Raw genomic sequence first — 18,977 nt, forward strand, 5'->3', positions numbered from 1 at the left:
CATTAAGATTTTACTTTATGCATTGGGAAGATAAATTCACGTTTAAAATCATCATTTTCATTACAGAAGAACTCTTCTATAATGATTGATTTTTCATTTTTTACAGCTTGAATAAAAAGTCCAGCCATATCATAATTCTCCAGATTCATGGTTAAAGTATTATCAAACTTTACCCATTGAACCCATACAGGGATTTTTCTTTTGTTTCTCCAATTTCTTAGTTTTAGTAAAAAATCCTCTTTGTCTGAATTTAGTAAATCCAAAGAAGAAATATCTTTTTCAAGAATCTTCCACCTAGCTTTTGAAAGAATAATAGTATCATATTCTACTCTTGGCAGAAATGCATAAATATGCTCTAATCCACCCCAACTAAAATAAAGCCCAGATCTGGTATCTTGAGAATATAGATCACACAAAAAATGATAAACGGGGAGAGTATTTGTATAATAATTATGAGCATTTGTAAGGTAAGGCTTTATTTCTTTGTTCAGCTTTTTTGAACGCAAAACAATCCTGTCATTTCTTAAGGAAATATACAAATCCTCTACAGGGATTTGATTTTCGGTAGGCAAAAGTGATTGAGCTAAATAAGGGATTTCAAATTGCCTCAAAGTCGGTCTTCTGATTACATTTCCTATTCTTGCTTCAGGTAAATGAATTATCTCTGCCAAAATCTCTTCAGAATTGAGTTCTTGTTCTTTTTGCGTAATAATTTTTGTCAGATTATGAACTTCCGATTTTTCTGAACAAAATCGCCCCAAAAGGTTAGCTGCACTACTTCCGGTGCTGCTATTAAGGAATAATTTTTCCTGATTATTATCCGAAATTATTTCTGTCATTAAGGAAATCGTATCCGGTAAATTATTCCATTTCTCTTCAAGATCTTTAAAATCTTCGTCAGATAATTTAATACTGTATTGATTATCCAATAAAGCTTCCTGCACTTTTTCATTAAGAATTTGATGAACAGAAGTAAGTTCAATATTCTTGTTTTGATTCTTTTGTGAAACCGGAAGTGGTAAATCTTCTAAATAAGGATGAATACCTTTTGCAGAAACATTTTGTTTATAGCCAATACCAACCTCTCTATCGAGAACATATAGCAATGGTAATTCCTGTGCTTCAAATCTTTCGCTAAAAGCCTTTTTAAATTTTGAAAACTCACTTTCCCTTTGATTCAAAGTGATTTTGTTTAAAAGGCTTATTCCCTTTTTTAAATGTCTTTTCCATTCAAGTGGCAAATAAACCAAAGATTTATTATAAAGATCAGTCTGGAAGAGATACTTTGGTTCATAATCTATTGCAAAGGACTTTATTAATTTTTCGATTTCAACATACCTGGAGATTGGATTACTAATGTTTTGGTCCAATTCATTCAGTTTATTTTTTATTAAAATTAAAATTTCGGCTTCGCTTTTTATTTCTCTTCTGCCTAAAATAGTAATAATAGTATCCAAGAAATCGTTTCCTGAAACGCTAGGCTCTAATTCACTTACCAATACCTGATTATTGATGAGCTCTTCCACAAATTCTATGGCTTCGTCTTGTGTGATTTCTTCATCAATCAAAATTTCTACAATTTGCTGTATCGTTTTTCCTTCCTTTGAAAAATCCAATATTTGCTGTAATTCCTCAGAAAGTGGGGCTAAAGAAATAATATATTCCCTTTTTCCATGGGTATACTGGTATTCTATATAGCGGATCCTGCTTCCTACTTTATAAATACTGTTATTAGGGCAAAATAAAAGTTTGTTTCTTATTTCCGGTTGTTGCACAAAATGTTGGACTAAGGAAACAAGAAAGTACATATCCAATCTGGTATCCCGAATTTTGTTGTTAGTTACAGACTGTAGGCTGCTAATTATTGATTTGTCATGCTGAGCAGAGTCGAAACATCCCAATCCAACCGATGAAAATAAGCCGAATGGAGTACATCGTGTACTTATCCGACTATAATATTTTAAGATGGTTTGCTTTAGTTTTTGATCTTCTTTTTTGGAAAACTCTTTTTTCGAATCAATCCATTTATTAATCTCTCTATGCAAAGCTGGTGAAGCCAGATAAATTGCCTCCAAGAAAACGGAATCACTACAAATTTGTTTTAATGCAGCATCAGAAATATCGGATCCTCCCAATTGGTCCTGAAATTTTTTGCATGAAAATAAAGGAGTACGTACAACATACTCATTAAAGAATTGATAAGGAAAACGTGACATTATTTTTTTGTGCTTTGTTTTGGTTGGTAATCAGGATGTCCAAGTTGCCAGAACGCAAAAGCAAAAATATCTGATAGGTTTGCATGTCCATGGGCAACAGTTGTATTACTCCCATGCCCTCCTTCATAATCTATTTGAAGTAATATCTGATTTTTTGAAGCATCATCAGCCATCAACTTAGCAGCAAATTTTACAGGCTCCCAGGTTGGTACCCTTGGGTCATTTATACCACCTGTTATGAATGTAGCAGGGTATTTTGTTCCTTTTTTAATATGATTATAGGCATCCATCTCCAATAAAGCCTTAAATTCTTTAGAATCTTTTAATGTTCCATATTCATCTGTATTACTTCCAATGGCAAGTACATCTCTTAATGTATTGGTAGTTGGCACTTCCAAAATTGCAGCTTTAAATAAATCTGGTCTTTCCGTCATTGCCCTACCTACTGTAATTCCTCCTGCACTTGCTCCCCAAATTGCTATTTTTTCTTTTGAAGTAATTTTTTTATTTATCAAATATTCTGTACAGTCAATTAAATCTTTCCAAGAATTAGGTTTTGTTTCTTTGTAGCCTCCCAAACGCCATTTCTCACCTTTCTCTCCTCCTCCTCTTACATGGGCTATTCCCATTACTCCTCCTTGATTTACCCATAATAGATAAATACGAGAAAAGAACGGACTTCGTGAATATCCATATGCTCCATATGAATCAATTAACATTGGATTACTCCCATTCCGCTTTATATTTTTATTGTAGATCAGAGATAATGGTATTTCTTCTCCATCTTTTGCCTTTACAATAACTTCTTCAACCACTATATCTTTAAATTCCGGATATTCTGTAATTGGAGTTATATTTTCAGCAAGAAAAGAATTTGTATTTAAATTATATTTAAAACGCTGTTCTTCATTCGCCCATCCGGAACAGCTTATCCAGATGTCTGAAAAATCTTTCCCTTTTGCTTGTAAATTTATATTTCCTGAAGGGAAAGGTAGTTTGATAGGAATGCTTTTTCCCTCTTTATATAAGTATAATTTCGCTTCAACTCCGTTTTTTGTAGTTGTGTAATAAATACCATCTTTAGTGAATCTATATTGCCCTATCACCTCATCATTTCTTTCCGGAATAAGAATTTCAGGCTTTTTAAAATTTGGAGCTATTATATTAGTTTTGCAAAGTGTGTAATTTTGAGTGTTATACTGAGATAAAAAATACAAATCATTATCTACCAGCTGTAAAGATCTAACTTTATCTTCTTTAGTATAGAGAGGTTTCCATGTTTTTTTATCTTCCAATAAATCTTGTTTAGGAATTATAAATGTTTGCCTGTAATAATTATTATCAAGTAACATTCCTACATAATATTGATCATTAGAATCTAAAATAATAGGGGGCTTTTTTTCATCTAGTTTTAGATCTGGATTATTTTTAGCAGAAAAAATATCTGTCAACTCTTTTGGGTTTGTCCCTATTTTGTATAAAATAACTTGTGTATTTTTATAGAAATCCTGAGATTTAGGATTATTTACCGGAAAGTAAGTATAGAAAAAACGTAAATTATCATTCAACCACTTTATCCCTCCTACATTTGCGGGCATTGTATTGGTTATTAATTCAGGATGAATATATTTGTTCTTCACATCCATAATAATAACGTCTGCCAACTCTTTTCCTTTTTCAACCATTGCAATGGCTACCCTATCTCCAACTGAATTCGGGCTAATATAATTAATTACAAATTCATGATTTTGTTCATTGTTTTTATAATTAGTAGGGTCATAAAGCAACTCTTCTTTTCCTAAAAATCCCTCTCTATAATAGAGTTTTGCTACTTTTTCATTTCCCTTTTTCTTTAAATAGAAATATTTATCATTATTAGTTATATTTAAATTCGATACAGAATATCCCTGTCTTGTATCAAACTCCAGCCTTTTTTCTAAATAAAATTTTCTTTTAGGAATCTGGTTAAGGAGAGAGTTAGTATAATCTGTTTGAGTCTTCATCCATTCTTTTGTTGAAGAGTCTTCTAAGTTCTCCAAATTTCTGTACTCATCTACTATCTGAGTCCCAAAATACTCTTCTTTGATAGGGATAGATGGTGCTGGATTATTTTTTTGAGCATTCACAGGGAGCACGTAAAAAATACTAATAATGATAAATATTAATTGCTTCATTTCTTAGTTTCTCACTGATACAGTATTTTGAGGTATTAATGTTATTGGCTCATCACTTCCATCATTTATAAGCTGATTATTTCCTCCTCCACTAATTGTTTTCATTTCGTTAATTTTCATTATTTGTAATTTTTTTAACGACAATTTCTTTTCTGATTTAATATTCTTTTTCATTATACAATTATATTAAAAATTCAATAGCAAAAGAAATAATATTTTTTTAAAATGCAATAAAAACACTCTATGAATTTATAAATACATAATAATCAAAATTACACCAACAAACTAACATACAGTAAGTTAAAACAATTTATATTAATTTTCTTATTAAATTCAATTTGATAAATAAAAATGTAAATTTGCTGAGTATTTATAAAATGATGAAATTAATATCCATAATTATAATAGTTTTATTCAGCAATTTAGCGAATGCCCAAAAACATAAAATTGATAGTTTATCTGAGCTTAAATATTCAGAGCTTAAAAATAAGTTTTACGATTATTATGATCATATTAAAATTCCACAATCTGAACACATAGCTAAATATTATCTTCAAAAAGCTAAAAAAGAAAAAAATTCGATCGAAATAGCAGAAGGCTATAACCTTATGCATTTTAATAAGGATTTCTCTACAGCCATAAAATATACTGATAGTCTAACTATAATTACAAAAAATATAAAAGGTAATTTATACCCTGCCAGAACCTATCTTATAAAAGGTAATCTATATTACAAGAACGATAATTTGAAATTAGCCCTGGATAATTATATTCTGGGACTAAAATATGCTAAAGAGCAAAACGACGAAAAACAAACCGCCTATGCCAATATGAATATTGCCTATATCAACAGCTATATAGGTAAAAATGCAGAAGCAGCAAAGATTTTTAGGTATTATGTATATAACAGAAACAATATAACAGATGATTATCAACATAATCAAATGCGTATAGCACTTATAAGCTGCTATATTTATATGAATAAATTAGACTCTGCTAATATACTAATTAAAGAAGGGCAAGAATATGCTTTCACCAACAAAAATAAATATAACTCTAACTTATACTCTTATCTATCTGGAGTTTATGACCTAAAGTTAAAGAAATATAACACTGCAATTACAAAACTATCAAATGTCTATCGTTATTTTACTAATTCTGATGAAAATAGCAATATCAATTATGTTCTTTATTATTTAGGTAAATCTTACGACGGATTAAAAAATAAAGAAAAAGCTGTAGAAAACTTTATCAAATTAGATTCTAATATACAAAAAACCGACATTACATTTCCTGAACTTCGAGAAGTTTACACCTATATTATTGATTACTACAAAGAAAAAAATAATAAAGAAAAACAATTGTATTATATTGATCGCTTTCTAAAAGTAGATAAAAAATTAGATGAGCAATTTGAATACTTAGCTACAGAACTCCCTAAGAAATATGATACCCCTAACCTTTTGCAAGAGAAGGAAGATATTATACAGGATTTAAAAAACAGAAAATTAGTTTTATATACTTCTATTGGTATATTATCGGTAGTACTATTATTGATAGTATATCTTTATTTTAAAGCCAAAAAAACAGCAAAAGAACACCGCAAAATAGCTCAGGAACTAATTCAAAGTATTGAAAAAAGAAATTTTGAATCAACAGATCGTAAAAAAGAAGTTCCTGAACTCCCAATACAAGAGCAGGCAGAAATGGAAAATAAAACCATTAAAACGGTTCCTGAAGATGTTACTGCATTTATTCTAAAAGAATTAGAAGCTTTTGAAAGCAAACAACTCTTTTTAAAAAATGGGATTACATTAGCCAACCTGGCAAAGAAAATAAAAACCAACACAGCTTATTTATCCGAAACGGTTAATAATCATAAAGAAAAAAATTTCAATTCCTATCTTAATGATCTACGTATTGATTATGTTTTGGAAAGACTTGTAAAGGATAAAAAATTTCGATCTTATAAATTACCGGCTATTGCGGAAGAAATTGGGTATAATAATGTCCAGGCATTTGCTGTTGCATTTAAGAAGAAAACAGGAACTACTCCTTCTATTTACATCAAAGAAATTGAAAATTCAATGATTACTTAGCACATCACCCGATTCAGTTAATTCCATTTTATTTCACTGAAAATAAATCAATTACATTTTAAATATTTATAAATTCATAAGCAGAATTTATAAATCCTGATATCTATTGTTTTTTTTTCGTTGAATTCTTATCTAAGTTTGACTCAGCTAAAAACACAAGTATTTTTTCTTTTCATAATGCGCAGTATGAAAAGTATAAATAAAGCTGATCGGCAAAATCCCATGTCAGGGGGTATATGACAAAAAAAATTACTAAATTTAAAATCTTAACAAAATGAAAAAATTAAATGTTTCGCAAATGGAAAATTTGCAAGGTGGAGAATTTCGATGGTCTTGTGCTTTAAATGCAGCAGCTATTGGCGCAAGTATTGCGTCAGGTCAATGGTATTTAACAGCGGCAGCAGGAGCAATGTTCTTTCAAAATGAATGTCACAAAGATTAATTAGTTTAATGCATGTTTTTATATCATGTCAATTTTTATTACGAATATAAATTTTAGTTATTATGAATAAAATTATTAAAGAAACAAAATACAAAACATTCTCAAATTTTATTTTATTAATCGTAATTATCTATTTGATATTTAAGTACTTTTTCTTTGAAATGAAATTTTATTCTATTGAAAAGATAATAGGTGTTGTATTATTTTTTCTGGTAATTTTAATAGAAGTATTAACTAGAAGAAATGATAATGATAAAATTTGAAAAATATAAAACTAATGCTTCAGCAGTAAAAAAGCTGTATAATTAAAATTTAACTAGGAGGAATATCCTCCTAGTTTTAAGATTAAAGTAGGACGAATTTTATAGAAAAGATTAAAAACAAAAATCATTTTTGGCAGATATTTTCTTCTGTTTTCTACAAATGAAGGGAATTAATTTTATTAGCTACTTTCTGATATTTTTAATTTTTGTTTTTATGGCTTTTATAAAGGATAATTTCAATACCGTTGTAACATTATCTTTTCTACATATCTCTTATTATTTTCACATAATATTTTCGCATAGATTTTTTAAACAAGTATAAAAGCAATTTAAGCTTTATTTTTTTTAAGCAAAAATCTTATCAAAAAACAGAATAAATTATTCTCAATAAGACAACTTATCTTCTGTTTTCTTAATATCAACTTATTTTTTACACAAATGAAAAACTTAATATTTTTCATAAGCATCGTCTTATGCTATTTTTTACTGGCTTATTTAGACAAAACTTTTATTACCACCAGTTCTAAAATCATAGATTTCCTTGCCAAAGACTATCCCAGTGAAGTAGTACAAAACTATATAGAAAGTCAAAAAAAATGGTGGTGGGTAAACTATGCTATAACACCATTACTTATAGGAATTAAGGTTTTATTAGTCGCTTTCTGTCTCAATTTTATTAAGCTTTTAGATTTACCGGGCTTGGACAATATTAAATTCTCAAATCTTATTTTTCTTACTTTAATAGCAGAGTCTGTATTTGTTATTGCAGGATTTTACAAATTTGTCAATTTCTATTGGATAGATACGGATTATTCAATGGAAACCTTACAAACTTATTATCCCATTTCTCTGCTTAATTTACGGGATTTCATTTCCACAGAAAAGTGGCTGGCGTACCCTTTACAATTAGTCAACTTGTTTGAGTTGTTTTACTGGGGAATTCTCGCCTGGGGAATCTGGGAACTTTCAGAAAATAAGATCAGTTTTCCGAAATCGTTAGCCTTAACTACTATTACCTATGGAGTTGGATTATTATTTTGGGTGGGTATAGTTTCATTTTTTATTTTAAATGCACAATATTAGAATGAAAAATAAAAAAAAATTAAAAATATTAGCTATTCTTATTTCTATCACATTAGTCGGAATAATAACCTATCTATTTTTAAACTTTCAGAAAAAGAAAGAAAAAATAGAAGCTTTGAAGAAGGTTCCTTCACTTAGTCTTACTACCATTGGTGGAACACTTTTCACTTCTACTAATTTAGACAATAATAAAATTAAAATATTGGTTTACTTCAGTCCCAGTTGTCATTTTTGCCAGGCAGAAACAGAAGAATTATCCAAAAGTTATCCGGATTATAAAAACATCCAATGGATTTGGGTGGCTAGTGAGTCTCTGAATGAGATTAAAGAATTTGCACAACAATATAATTTGAGCAACCAAAAGAATATCATTTGGTGCCATGATGAAAAGGCAATACTTTATCAAAAATTAGCAATGAATAGTATCCCATATTTCCTAGTATATGACAAAAACAACAATCTTATAAGAAGAAATTCCGGAGCTATAAAGCTGAACAAATTAATAAACACTGCTGATGAAAATAAATAAGCTGATACAAAATACATTTTCGCTTCAAAAGGATTTGACAGATTGTGGTGTGGGATGTTTACAATCTTTAGCTCGATACTATGATGGAAATATTTCATTGGAAACACTCCGCGAAAAAAGTGGAACAAGCAAAACAGGAACTACACTTCTTGGTTTATTCCAGTGTGCCCAAGCCATTGGTTTCGATGCCGAAGGTTGCGAAGCAGATATAGATGCACTCATAAAGCATGGGGAACCTATAATTTTACACGTTATTATAGATAAAAAATTTGAACATTATGTTATATGCTATTCTTACCATTTTAATGGAAATCATCAGTTTCTTATCGGAGATCCAGCCAAAGGTTTAGAATATTGGACAAAAGAATATTTGGAGGAAGTCTGGCAGTCTAAAACTTGCCTAACTTTAAAACCTAATGCGACATTTCAAAAAACAAATCAAACAAACTTAGAAAAAAGAAAGTGGTTAAAAGATCTTATCAAAGAAGATCAGGAAGCTATTTTCACTATAATATTTTTAGGAGTAATTTTTAGTTTATTGGGCATGTCAATGTCTGTTTTTTCTCAAAAACTCATAGATGATATTTTACCGAAAAAAAAAATATCCCTTTTATTGCTAAGCAAATCATTTCTCGGATTTTTACTTATTGCAAGAGTAATTATCCAGTCAATTAGAGAACTTTATATTATTAGACAAACAAAAGCATTTAACGAAAGGATCAATAAAAAATTCTATTCATCATTGCTCCATCTTCCAAAAATATTTTTTGACAGCCGAAAGATCGGAGATTTTGTGGCCAGATTGAATGACACTCAAAGAATACAAACCGTTATTAAGCAACTCATTACAAACTCCATCGTAGATGCTTTAAGCGTTCTTATGGCAATAGGGTTTCTTTTCTTTTACTTTTGGAAATTAGCCATAATTTGTATAGTCATTTCCCCGGTAATTTTCCTCCTTATCTTTCGTTTTAATAAAAAAATTGTAGAAGCTCAAAGAAGTGTAATGCATGCTTATAGTGCCAATGAAGCCAATTATATTGACAGTATAAGAGGAATAGATGTTATTAAAGGGTTTTCAAAACAACCATTGTTTATTGACAGGAACAAAAATATTTTTAGCTTTTTCCAATCCAGAATTTTTGAACTTGGGAAGCTGAATCTCACCATATCTTTATATTCTGGTTTAGCTGTTGTGGTTTTTCTTCTGCTTATTCTCGGTTTTTCTTCTTATAATGTTTTAAACAATGAAATAAAAACCGGGGAACTTATGGCAATCATAGGAATTTCCGGATCATTGCTTTCTTCCGTGACCAATCTGGCTTTGGTAAGCATTCCTATACAGGAAGCCAAAGTAGCTTTTGACAGGATGTTTGAATATTCTTCGTTGGAAAAGGAAAAAACAGACGGCATAAAAATAGGAAACATTACATCTATTGATATTAGAAATATAGATTTCAGGTTTAATGGAAGAAGCAGGTTGCTTAATCAAGTATCTTTTTCTCTACAGAAAGGGAACATCACTTGCCTTTTAGGGGAAAGTGGAAGTGGTAAGACAACTTTAACAGAAATACTGCAAAAAAATTACCTGCCTGAAAACGGAGAAATTATCATTAACAAAAATACTACCCTAAACAATATTTCTTTGGATGACTGGAGAAATCTAACAGGCTCCGTACCACAAAGTATTCAGTTATTCAATGGAAATATTTTGGACAATATTACTCTTGATGATCAGGTGGACGAAAAAAAATTACAGAAATTGATTATACTAGGCTTTGATAAGTTTATTAATTCTTTACCCCAAGGTTTTCTAACATTAGTAGGAGAAGAAGGTATTAATTTATCTGGAGGGCAAAAACAATTATTAGGTTGGATGAGGGCTTTATATCATGATCCACAATTTTTAATCTTAGACGAACCTACTTCTTCCCTGGATAAAGAAAACAAAGTATTTATTTATAGCTTGATACAAAAACTGAAATCCAAAAAAATAATCTTAATAATCAGTCATCAATTGGAAGATATAAAAGACATTTCTGATGAGATTTTATTTTTAGAAAATAGCCATATTTCTGATATACATTCAATTAAAATCTGTAGTATTTAATAAGTATTTCATTTAAAAACTCAAATTAAACTATGCTTGTTATTGGGAAAAACAAAGTGCAAATCTAATGTAAAAATGCAAAAATAATGATTGACATCATGCTACAATTATTTTGTATCATCTTTGAGTTACTGTATTCTGTTTCGTAAAATTTAGAATTATTGGCGGCATAGTTCTATCTGAGCGAGAAAGAAATACAAAACAAAAATTGTCATCCCGACTTACAGAATGACAACATATGGGTAATTGATGAGATTGCTTCGCTTTCAGCTCGCAATGACATGTATAAGGTTAGTTTTTGGTTAATTTTGCTAAATAAGAATCTTCGCTCTGCAAAATTTTTTCTATTGTAAACCCATTATTCTCAGCTGCATTTTTCAAGGTATTAAAATCAAGGTATAACCATGTAATTGGTTCTTCAGATTCTCCTTTGTAATGAACAACATAATCTAGTTCACCATAATATCCTCCGGCAGGTATATATACTCCTCCATCTTTATCCCGATCAAACATATAAAGAATATCTGTACTGTCAATCAGAATCTGACCATCTTCATTCAGTAACGTTCCTAATTTTTGAAGGTAAGTATCAATTTTATATAAACCTTCAAAGATCCCGGTTCCATTCATCAGCAATAAAATAGTATCGAAAGTCTCGCCTGAAAAATCAAGAATATTTTTACAGACAGCTTTTTTAATCCCTCTTAATTGGCAAATTTCAATAGATTTCGGAGAAATATCCAGTGCCGTCACCTCAAGATTAACTTCATTTTGAAGATACAAAGCATGTGAACCAGCACCAGCCCCTATGTCCAAAACTTTTCCTTTGGATAATTCCAGAGCTTTCTGTTCAATAGCATTCATTTCTTCAAAATCTCTGAATAAATAATCCACCGGAAGTTCATCCAGTTCAGAAATTGATGTTTCAGTTTGCAAATCTTCAGGATTTTCATTGTGATAATAATCCCAGATCGCTCTGCCCATTAAATCTTTCATAGTTGTTATCAAAAGTGCAAAGATACTGCTTCAGGGTTTAATGTTCAATGTTTAATGTTCAAAGTTTAATGATGGAGGTTAAAAATCAAAATTGGTTTAGTTTTACCGCAGCATTCCTATAAAAACGTAAAATCCCAGCAGCCAATAAAGGTCCGGGATTTTACAAATGAAAAACAAGGTTTATTTTTATACAGCAGGTCCTGCCGCGTCTTTGATATCTTCTAATAATTTTTTTCGTTCGCGAAGTCTTCTTCTTGCAATCACAGATTTCCCTCCAAGAACTCTCACAAATCTGAAATATTGGAAACGTTTTGCTCCAAAATGATGGGTAATTACATACAACAATACTCCGAACCCAACCAAAATAATATATCCGAAAATCTTTTTAGTAGCGATAATAATAGCATTTAATTGTATTAATTTCATATTTCCTGCCACATTCTGAGGGGTGACCGTCATCCCATCCATATAAACAGCGAGATCGCCAACAGCTACAATCTGAAATCTATATTGAAACCAGGCATACAAAGTTGAAAAAATCCCCACAGCCAGAAAGGTTCTCCACACCAAAATAAGACCAATAGCAGCAAGCATCTCATCCATTTCAAGTTTATCCAACGTATAAAACCACACGGAAATAAACAATGAACACGTCCCATACCCTTTTAAGATCATAGGCAAATACCAGTTGTCATAATTGAACTCCAACACCATGGAAAAATACATGATAATTGCATAGCCCATCATACTTGCAAACCCTGAAAAAATATACATTTTCAATGGTTTTTCTTTTTTAAACCAGTATATGGCAATAATTCCGGCAAGAATAATTCCGGGAATCATTAACATACTAAGCCCTGCATTTGTCAATTGATCATATCCCAAAACACCTACAGCAAAAGTATTCTGAATAGAAGCTGTTCCTAAAAACATTCCCAGCCAGAATAACATAAACAAGCCATGTTGTACATTATTCTTTGTAAAGATTTTAAATGATAAATAAGGTCGTTTTAAAGTAAGCTGGCGAATACTCAGCAACGCAAAACTCACAAACGCTGCAATACTGGCATTAATAATATTTTTTGAGTTCAACCAATCCTGTTGTCTTCCGAAAGCATAAACATAAGCAGAAAACATAAAGGTAGAGATAAACAACAAAATGCTTAACCAATCTATATAATGCAAAGGAACCTTCAAGGCAAAGTATTTATTATGCATAAAAATCCAGTGAATCAAGGCCAATGCAAAACATAAAACGGATGTCAGTATATAAAACTGCTGCCAATTATATAGTAAGGAAAATTTAGCGGCATAATAAGCGGCAACCTGATTCATAACTAAAACAAATGTATAGAATCCGCCATAAAATATTCCTCGGTTACCGATCATTACCATCAACGGCAGGAACAACTCTATGGTTACCATCATTTTCATAAAACCAATCATCAGAGAGGTAAATACAAAGACCATCGGTTCCAAGGTGGTTGCATTAATATAACTCAACAGACCTAAAAGAATCAACAAAGTTACCATCTTATCCCTTACTTTGAATCGCATTTTCATTCTGAGAACAACTGGCATACATGCCCCCATCCCAATTGTGGTGGCATAATTAGCCCACATAAAATATTCTGTCAACGCACCGGAACCACTCACCAGAGAACTGATATTTCCGGTATACACCCCACCGAGAGGCATTACCACCGCAAGCAGTAATACGATCAGCAGAAGTTGTATGGGTTTTGGTACCCAGTCGTTATATAATCCTTTATTGTACATATTTTTTAGATAATAGATTTCAGATATCAGATGACAGACTTTCAATATTCAATCTTAATGTTCCATTGCATTATGCCTGGAATCTGATATCTTCCATCTTTTAGTCTTTATTGATATTCACATTCATATTCATCCCTGCGCTCAACTTATCCAGATCTTCTTTTTTATTGGAAGCTGTAAATTCGATTCTTACAGGAATTCTTTGCTGGACTTTGATAAAGTTTCCGGTAGAATTATCTGTTGGCACACTTGAATATTTTGATCCGGTAGCTGCAGACACTGCTGTTACTACTCCTTCAAATTTTTGCCCTCCTAAAGCATCTGCGCTCATTGTGATCTTCTCTCCTATTTTAATATTTGGCATCTGACTTTCAAGGAAATTGGCTGTAACCCATTTTTGTCCATTTAAAACAATGGTAGCCACTTGTTGTCCCGGTTGAATCAATTGCCCCTCAGAGATTGTTCTTCTTCCCATCACCCCATCATAAGGCGCTGTAATAACGGTATACGAAAGATTAATCTTTGCCATATCCAATGCAGATTTTGTTCTTTTAATTTCCGCATCATTGATTCCTAATCTGCTTTTTACCTCTGTAGTGGAAAGATTTGCCGACTGTTTTTGATTGACTAATGTTTCGTAAGCCGCTTTTTGAGCATCATATTCAGTTTTTACCTGATCGTATTGTTGTCTGGTAACCGCTTCAGCAGCCAAAAGGTTTTTATATCTGTTTAAATTCTGTTCCGCATTCCACAATCTAGCTTTGGCTCCGGCAATATTAGACTGCATTACGTTGATGTTATTGGAAACCGTATTCACAGAAGAACCTGTCGCTGTTTTCTGAGCGATTGCATTTTGATAAGCCGCTTCAGCCTGTCCCAATTGAGTAAGGATTTCACGGTTATCAAGAATCACCAATGTGTCTCCTTTTTTTACCTTTTGGTGTTCAATAAACTTAATATCTTTAATATAAGCAGAGACCCTTGTATTGATCGGATTGATAAATTCTTCTACCTGAGCTGCCTCCGTATATGTTTTGTTTCCGATGTGGAAATATTCACGGATCAACCAAAATAATCCGAAACCTATCACCAGAAAAACGATGATATTGGAAATGATCGCTCTGATTTTATTTTTTTTATTTTGCTTCTTTTTCCCTTCTCCGCTTGGTCTTACCGGAGTTTGTGTTGTATTTTGAGTGGTTTGTTCCTTGTTTTCCATTGTGTTGATTTTCAGTTTAAAAAAATTAAAGTGTTCCTGTAGACTTCAAAAGGTTATAATATTGATATAAAACATTGATTTCCGCATTGGCATAATCCAGTTCTGATTGTAGTTTCTGGTTTTGTGCATCAATCATCTCCGCTTGTACTGCCAATTGATTCAGATATTTGGCTTCCGTAATTTTATAGTTTTCTTCGGCAAGTCTTTTGGAATCATTCAGTATCTCTGCCTGTTGGATAGCTTCCTGGTATTTGGTATACGCTGCATTTACTCCCATATCAATATTCTGCTGTACCAAAGTCATGGCGTCATTGGCCTGAGATTTTTGCATTTCCCCCAATTTTACCTTCTCTTTGGTCTTATACAGGTTATCTATATTGTAACTAAGAGAGACCCCTGTTTGCCATCCTCCTGAATACATATCTAAAACAGGAGTTCTGGTAGTAATTGGCCTTTGTAAAGTATATCCACCGAATCCTGCTACAGTAGGCATATTATCGGTCTTGATAATTTCGATGTTCTTATCCGCTACATCTATATTTTTCTTTGCTGATTTCAGAATTGGATTGCTGTCATGGGCAAGATTGCTATAATAATCCATCCCAATCCCTGCATCCTTATTCTCTAAACTTTCTGTCGGAACAATTTCCGTATCAGATGATAAACCTAGAGCAATGTTTAAATTATAATTAAGGATTTTTTTATTGTTCGTAAGTGTCAGGATACCCTGATCCAGGTTTTTGATCGCCAGTTCACCACGAATCACTTCGTTTCTGGTAACCATTCCTTGCTGATAAAATTTCTGAATATTTTTAAGACGTTCCTGAGCCAGTTTTTTATTATTTTGAAACACCTCTTCCTGATTCATGATTTTATATACATCCAGATAGTTTGAAATTACCAAAAATTTCACATCCTGTTTGTTTTTCTCCAAATCCAGTTCAGAAAGCTGTTCACGAAGTCCTGCCATTTCAATAGACTTATTTACTAATCCTCCCTTAAAGATCAGTTGAGTAGCCTGTACAGCATAAGAACTTCCATAATGAGGCATAGGAATTTTCGTAGAATTTGAAAAATCTTTATCAATAGCTAGTGCATCTCCCAAATAAAACTGACTTGTAGAAGCCGTAATGGTAGGTAGCTTTTGAAGCTTGGTAATATTGGTGTTCTGTTTCGCAATATCAATATTTTGAGCTGAAACTTTTAACTGCTGATGATTTCGGACTGCTAATTCGGCAACCTCACCTGCGGTCATCTGTTTGATTTGTTGCGAAAAAAACAGCGCAGGGAAAGCCGCTATCAGAATAGATAGTGCTGTTTTTATTTTCTTTGTCATTTTACCTTGTTTTACAGATGCAAAGTTAGGCCAACAACAAAATCAATCAAATGTTTGATTTTTGGAAAAAGATGTTCAAATGTAAGATTTTAATTTTCAAACTGACGTCTGTATTGTCTGGGACTTACTTCGAGATACTTTTTAAAAAAATGAGAAAACGAGTACTGATCACTGAATCCAAGGATAGATGAAATCTCAGAAACAGGTTTATTAGAAGAGTTTAAAAGCACTTTCGCTTCATTGATGACGATTAAAGCAATAATCTGGCTGGCAGATTTTCCCGTAATCGATTTCACAACAGATGAAAGATGTCTGGTTGTAATCGATTGTCGCTCGGCATAAAACTCGACCGTTCTTTCCGTAAGATGATATTCAGAAAGATCAGTAAGAAACACAAAAACGATTTCTTCCTGTCTGGACATTTGGTTCATGGAATTGTTATCTTCTTTAGAAATAATCCCCGCCATTTGATAGCAAAAAACAGAGAAAAGATGTTCCACCATTTCTTTTTTGTACAACATTTCCGTTTCGGAATCAAGAATATACTTCAGAAAATTGACGCTTTTCCAAACCACTTCCATTTCATTTTCAGGAAAAGGAACTCCTTTATTCATTTGCTGTCTGAAATAACGATAAGTGATCAGCCGATTAAACTTCAAAGATAAAGCCGAGATAAATTCTCTTTTATAAGAAACCATTCTGGATTGAAAATCGTCACTCACTCCCACTACTTCATAAATAGTCTGTGGGTCAGTTACCATAAACATATTGGCAGAGATTTCCAAATCACTGAAGTGCTGCCTCAGCTTTAAGGTTCCGGATTTAATAAAAATAAACGCCGGATTATCCGGTCGAAACGGTTTACCGACGGCAATTCGCTCAAAAATATTATGTTGTGTAAAAATTTCAACTCCGAATTTTTCTAAGGCAGACATAACACAAATGTAAGCAAACTTACCAGTGATTACAAAATTTTATTATTTTAGCATTTACCTAATCCTTATGATATGAGAAAGGTTGATTTATTATTTGCGGAATATAGTAAAAGTCATAGAAACGCAACCAACAAATTCATCCACTGGATTTGTGTGCCTTTAATTTTCTGGACGATTCTCGGTTTTGTATCCCTGATTCCGGCACCACACCTCTGTATTTCTTACTTCGGATGCATCAGTATGGTAAGTCTTATTACCATTGTATTGATCACCTTTTTTTATTTACGGCTTTCGTTACGAATGAGTATTATTATGGTCTTTATGATGCTTTTGATGGAACACTTTCTATATCTCACCAATATTCAATTTGGTAGACAATCATGGATCATCTACCTTGCTGTTTTTGTTATCACGTGGATCTTCCAGTTTATCGGGCATAAAATTGAAGGGAAAAAGCCTTCTTTTCTCAAAGATCTTCAATTTCTGTTAATAGGACCGATTTGGTTATTAGGTTTTATTCTAAAAAAAACTGGAATCAGATACTAGCCTTACACAGCTACCAGTCATCTGAAATAATCAAGTATTCATAGATTTTAAGCATACTTTTTGATGGTATCATAGAAAAACAACTATGAAGAATATTCTTTTACCTTTACTCTGTCTTATCCTTATCAATTGCAGCCAATCGGGACCGGCCCAACATGAAGCTAAAGCGGACCTGGTCGATATGATTTCTGAAGACAAAGTTCAGATTAGCAATCTATCGCCGCCAAGTTCAGTTTCTGAAAAGTTTCTCCCGGACGAGAAGTCAAATTCAAACTCTGTTTCACAGCATAAAACAGATACCATCTCCAGAAAAGTCATCAAAGATGGTGATATGAGAATTCAGGTGGGAGATCTTAAAAAAGCACAAAATCAGATCACTGATATTCTAAAGAACAATAATGCTTATATCCAGAAAGAAGATTTCCGGAATACAGACACGGATGAAAATCTTAATCTGGTCATCAGAGTCCCTTATAAAAGCTTTGATACTCTTATCAATTCCTTTTCGGACGGCGTAGGTTCTGTTCTATCAAAAAATATTTCATCCAACGATGTTACTGAAGAATACACCGACATTTCCATCAAACTAGCCAACAAAAAAATCTACCTTGAAAAATATCGAGACATGCTCAAAAATGCCTCCACGACAAAGGATATGCTAGAAATACAGGAGAAAATCCGAGGATTGGAAGACGAAATTGATGTAGCGGAAGGCAGGCTCCGTTTCATCAACGACAGGGTCAATTACAGTACCTTAAACCTCAGTTTATACAAAGAAAAAATCAGAAGTTCAACAACTTCAAAAATTGGTTTTGGAAGCCGCTTTATAGATTCTTTTACAGAAGGCTGGAACAGCTTTGTAAGTTTTTTCCTTGGTCTTATTTCTCTGTGGCCATTCTTTTTAATTTTTCCATTCCTTATCTTTCTTTGGAGAAAATGGAAGTCAAGAAAAAAGAAATAAATACCTATATCTTAAACTTCAACTCATTTTTAAATAAAAAATCCGGGCATCTACGATGCCCGGATTCTTATTGCATTATCAACAATTCAATATCTGAAAAGATCTTCAACGACCTTCTAAACTTGTTATTGTAAACCTATTCAAACAAGAATGGTGCAAAGCTAGCGTTAAAAGCTGTTAAATAGTAAGAGGAGTAAAAAACAACCTCATTCACCATAAAAAATTTTAAGATTGTCCTGCGCTCAAAAATTATTTAAATAACCTGAATTCGGGATAAGAATTTTCTATT

Annotated in this window: 15 protein-coding genes; 7 read left to right on the forward strand and 8 right to left on the reverse strand. The window is 32.1% G+C overall.

The genetic code is table 11. The annotated features are described in order from the left end of the window. Window positions 1-2: 2 nt before the first annotated feature. Genes CW752_RS14150 through CW752_RS16950 form a run of 3 tightly spaced genes read right to left on the reverse strand, consistent with a single transcriptional unit; the run spans window position 3 to window position 4,564 of the window. Entirely contained in the window at window positions 3-2,216 is a 2,214-nt protein-coding gene (locus CW752_RS14150; RefSeq protein WP_101240350.1) for a lantibiotic dehydratase family protein, read from the reverse strand. Beyond that, the gene (locus CW752_RS14155) at window positions 2,216-4,390 is read right to left on the reverse strand and encodes a prolyl oligopeptidase family serine peptidase (RefSeq protein WP_101240351.1); all 2,175 of its coding nucleotides are present in this window, start codon (window positions 4,388-4,390) and stop codon (window positions 2,216-2,218) included. The genes CW752_RS14150 and CW752_RS14155 overlap by 1 nt, the downstream gene beginning before the upstream one ends. A gap of 3 nt (window positions 4,391-4,393) precedes the next feature. Beyond that, complete coding sequence (locus CW752_RS16950; RefSeq protein ID WP_185117634.1) at window positions 4,394-4,564, reverse strand: hypothetical protein; 171 nt, start codon at window positions 4,562-4,564, stop codon at window positions 4,394-4,396. A 164-nt stretch (window positions 4,565-4,728) separates the two neighbouring features. Between CW752_RS16950 and CW752_RS14160 the strand changes: the two genes are divergently transcribed. From CW752_RS14160 to CW752_RS14180, 5 genes are all read left to right on the forward strand, one after another. Further along, window positions 4,729-6,489: a helix-turn-helix domain-containing protein gene (locus CW752_RS14160; protein WP_133121694.1), complete on the forward strand. Its 1,761-nt coding sequence runs from the start codon at window positions 4,729-4,731 to the stop codon at window positions 6,487-6,489. A gap of 298 nt (window positions 6,490-6,787) precedes the next feature. Next, window positions 6,788-6,931, forward strand: a complete 144-nt coding sequence (locus tag CW752_RS16955; RefSeq protein ID WP_185117635.1) for a hypothetical protein — start codon at window positions 6,788-6,790, stop codon at window positions 6,929-6,931. Window positions 6,932-7,632: 701 nt separating this feature from the next. Then, window positions 7,633-8,277: a hypothetical protein gene (locus tag CW752_RS14170; protein WP_101240354.1), complete on the forward strand. Its 645-nt coding sequence runs from the start codon at window positions 7,633-7,635 to the stop codon at window positions 8,275-8,277. Between the two features lies 1 nt (window position 8,278). Continuing rightward, window positions 8,279-8,806, forward strand: a complete 528-nt coding sequence (locus CW752_RS14175) for a TlpA family protein disulfide reductase (protein ID WP_185117636.1) — start codon at window positions 8,279-8,281, stop codon at window positions 8,804-8,806. Further along, complete coding sequence (locus CW752_RS14180) at window positions 8,793-10,916, forward strand: peptidase domain-containing ABC transporter (RefSeq protein WP_101240356.1); 2,124 nt, start codon at window positions 8,793-8,795, stop codon at window positions 10,914-10,916. Before CW752_RS14175 ends, CW752_RS14180 begins: the two co-directional genes overlap by 14 nt. Before the next feature lie 291 nt (window positions 10,917-11,207). On the opposite strand, the gene CW752_RS14185 is transcribed toward CW752_RS14180, so the two are convergent. From CW752_RS14185 to CW752_RS14205, 5 genes are all read right to left on the reverse strand, one after another. Next, the gene (locus CW752_RS14185) at window positions 11,208-11,912 is read right to left on the reverse strand and encodes a class I SAM-dependent methyltransferase (RefSeq protein WP_101240357.1); all 705 of its coding nucleotides are present in this window, start codon (window positions 11,910-11,912) and stop codon (window positions 11,208-11,210) included. A 186-nt stretch (window positions 11,913-12,098) separates the two neighbouring features. Further along, window positions 12,099-13,691, reverse strand: a complete 1,593-nt coding sequence (locus CW752_RS14190) for an MFS transporter (protein WP_101240358.1) — start codon at window positions 13,689-13,691, stop codon at window positions 12,099-12,101. 100 nt (window positions 13,692-13,791) lie between these two features. Beyond that, window positions 13,792-14,910: an HlyD family secretion protein gene (locus tag CW752_RS14195; protein ID WP_101240359.1), complete on the reverse strand. Its 1,119-nt coding sequence runs from the start codon at window positions 14,908-14,910 to the stop codon at window positions 13,792-13,794. A 25-nt stretch (window positions 14,911-14,935) separates the two neighbouring features. Then, window positions 14,936-16,246 carry a TolC family protein gene (locus CW752_RS14200; protein ID WP_101240360.1) on the reverse strand — a complete coding sequence of 437 codons (1,311 nt, stop codon included), beginning with the start codon at window positions 16,244-16,246 and terminating at the stop codon, window positions 14,936-14,938. A gap of 89 nt (window positions 16,247-16,335) precedes the next feature. Then, window positions 16,336-17,181, reverse strand: coding sequence for a helix-turn-helix domain-containing protein (locus CW752_RS14205; protein WP_101240361.1), 846 nt, complete (start codon window positions 17,179-17,181; stop codon window positions 16,336-16,338). Window positions 17,182-17,253: 72 nt separating this feature from the next. Here CW752_RS14205 and CW752_RS14210 point away from each other — a divergent pair, with 72 nt between their 5' ends. Beyond that, window positions 17,254-17,727 (forward strand): DUF962 domain-containing protein, encoded by a 474-nt coding sequence (locus tag CW752_RS14210; protein WP_101240362.1) that lies wholly within the window; start codon window positions 17,254-17,256, stop codon window positions 17,725-17,727. Window positions 17,728-17,812: 85 nt separating this feature from the next. After that, entirely contained in the window at window positions 17,813-18,688 is an 876-nt protein-coding gene (locus tag CW752_RS14215) for a DUF4349 domain-containing protein (protein WP_101240363.1), read from the forward strand. The last annotated feature ends 289 nt before the right edge of the window (window positions 18,689-18,977 follow it).

Origin of the sequence: Chryseobacterium sp. PMSZPI, from assembly GCF_002835665.1 — a bacterium.
Lineage (GTDB): Bacteria > Bacteroidota > Bacteroidia > Flavobacteriales > Weeksellaceae > Chryseobacterium.

What these genes read in the sequence shown, in the direction of transcription:
- CW752_RS14205 (WP_101240361.1), bottom strand. Translation starts at nt 17,181, where the DNA reads ATGTCTGCCTTAGAAAAATTCGGAGTTGAAATTTTTACACAACATAAT.
- CW752_RS14170 (WP_101240354.1), top strand. Translation starts at nt 7,633, where the DNA reads ATGAAAAACTTAATATTTTTCATAAGCATCGTCTTATGCTATTTTTTA.
- CW752_RS14190 (WP_101240358.1), bottom strand. Translation starts at nt 13,691, where the DNA reads ATGTACAATAAAGGATTATATAACGACTGGGTACCAAAACCCATACAA.
- CW752_RS14150 (WP_101240350.1), bottom strand. Translation starts at nt 2,216, where the DNA reads ATGTCACGTTTTCCTTATCAATTCTTTAATGAGTATGTTGTACGTACT.
- CW752_RS14200 (WP_101240360.1), bottom strand. Translation starts at nt 16,246, where the DNA reads ATGACAAAGAAAATAAAAACAGCACTATCTATTCTGATAGCGGCTTTC.
- CW752_RS16950 (WP_185117634.1), bottom strand. Translation starts at nt 4,564, where the DNA reads ATGAAAAAGAATATTAAATCAGAAAAGAAATTGTCGTTAAAAAAATTA.
- CW752_RS14185 (WP_101240357.1), bottom strand. Translation starts at nt 11,912, where the DNA reads ATGAAAGATTTAATGGGCAGAGCGATCTGGGATTATTATCACAATGAA.
- CW752_RS16955 (WP_185117635.1), top strand. Translation starts at nt 6,788, where the DNA reads ATGGAAAATTTGCAAGGTGGAGAATTTCGATGGTCTTGTGCTTTAAAT.
- CW752_RS14175 (WP_185117636.1), top strand. Translation starts at nt 8,279, where the DNA reads ATGAAAAATAAAAAAAAATTAAAAATATTAGCTATTCTTATTTCTATC.
- CW752_RS14155 (WP_101240351.1), bottom strand. Translation starts at nt 4,390, where the DNA reads ATGAAGCAATTAATATTTATCATTATTAGTATTTTTTACGTGCTCCCT.
- CW752_RS14180 (WP_101240356.1), top strand. Translation starts at nt 8,793, where the DNA reads ATGAAAATAAATAAGCTGATACAAAATACATTTTCGCTTCAAAAGGAT.
- CW752_RS14195 (WP_101240359.1), bottom strand. Translation starts at nt 14,910, where the DNA reads ATGGAAAACAAGGAACAAACCACTCAAAATACAACACAAACTCCGGTA.
- CW752_RS14215 (WP_101240363.1), top strand. Translation starts at nt 17,813, where the DNA reads ATGAAGAATATTCTTTTACCTTTACTCTGTCTTATCCTTATCAATTGC.
- CW752_RS14210 (WP_101240362.1), top strand. Translation starts at nt 17,254, where the DNA reads ATGAGAAAGGTTGATTTATTATTTGCGGAATATAGTAAAAGTCATAGA.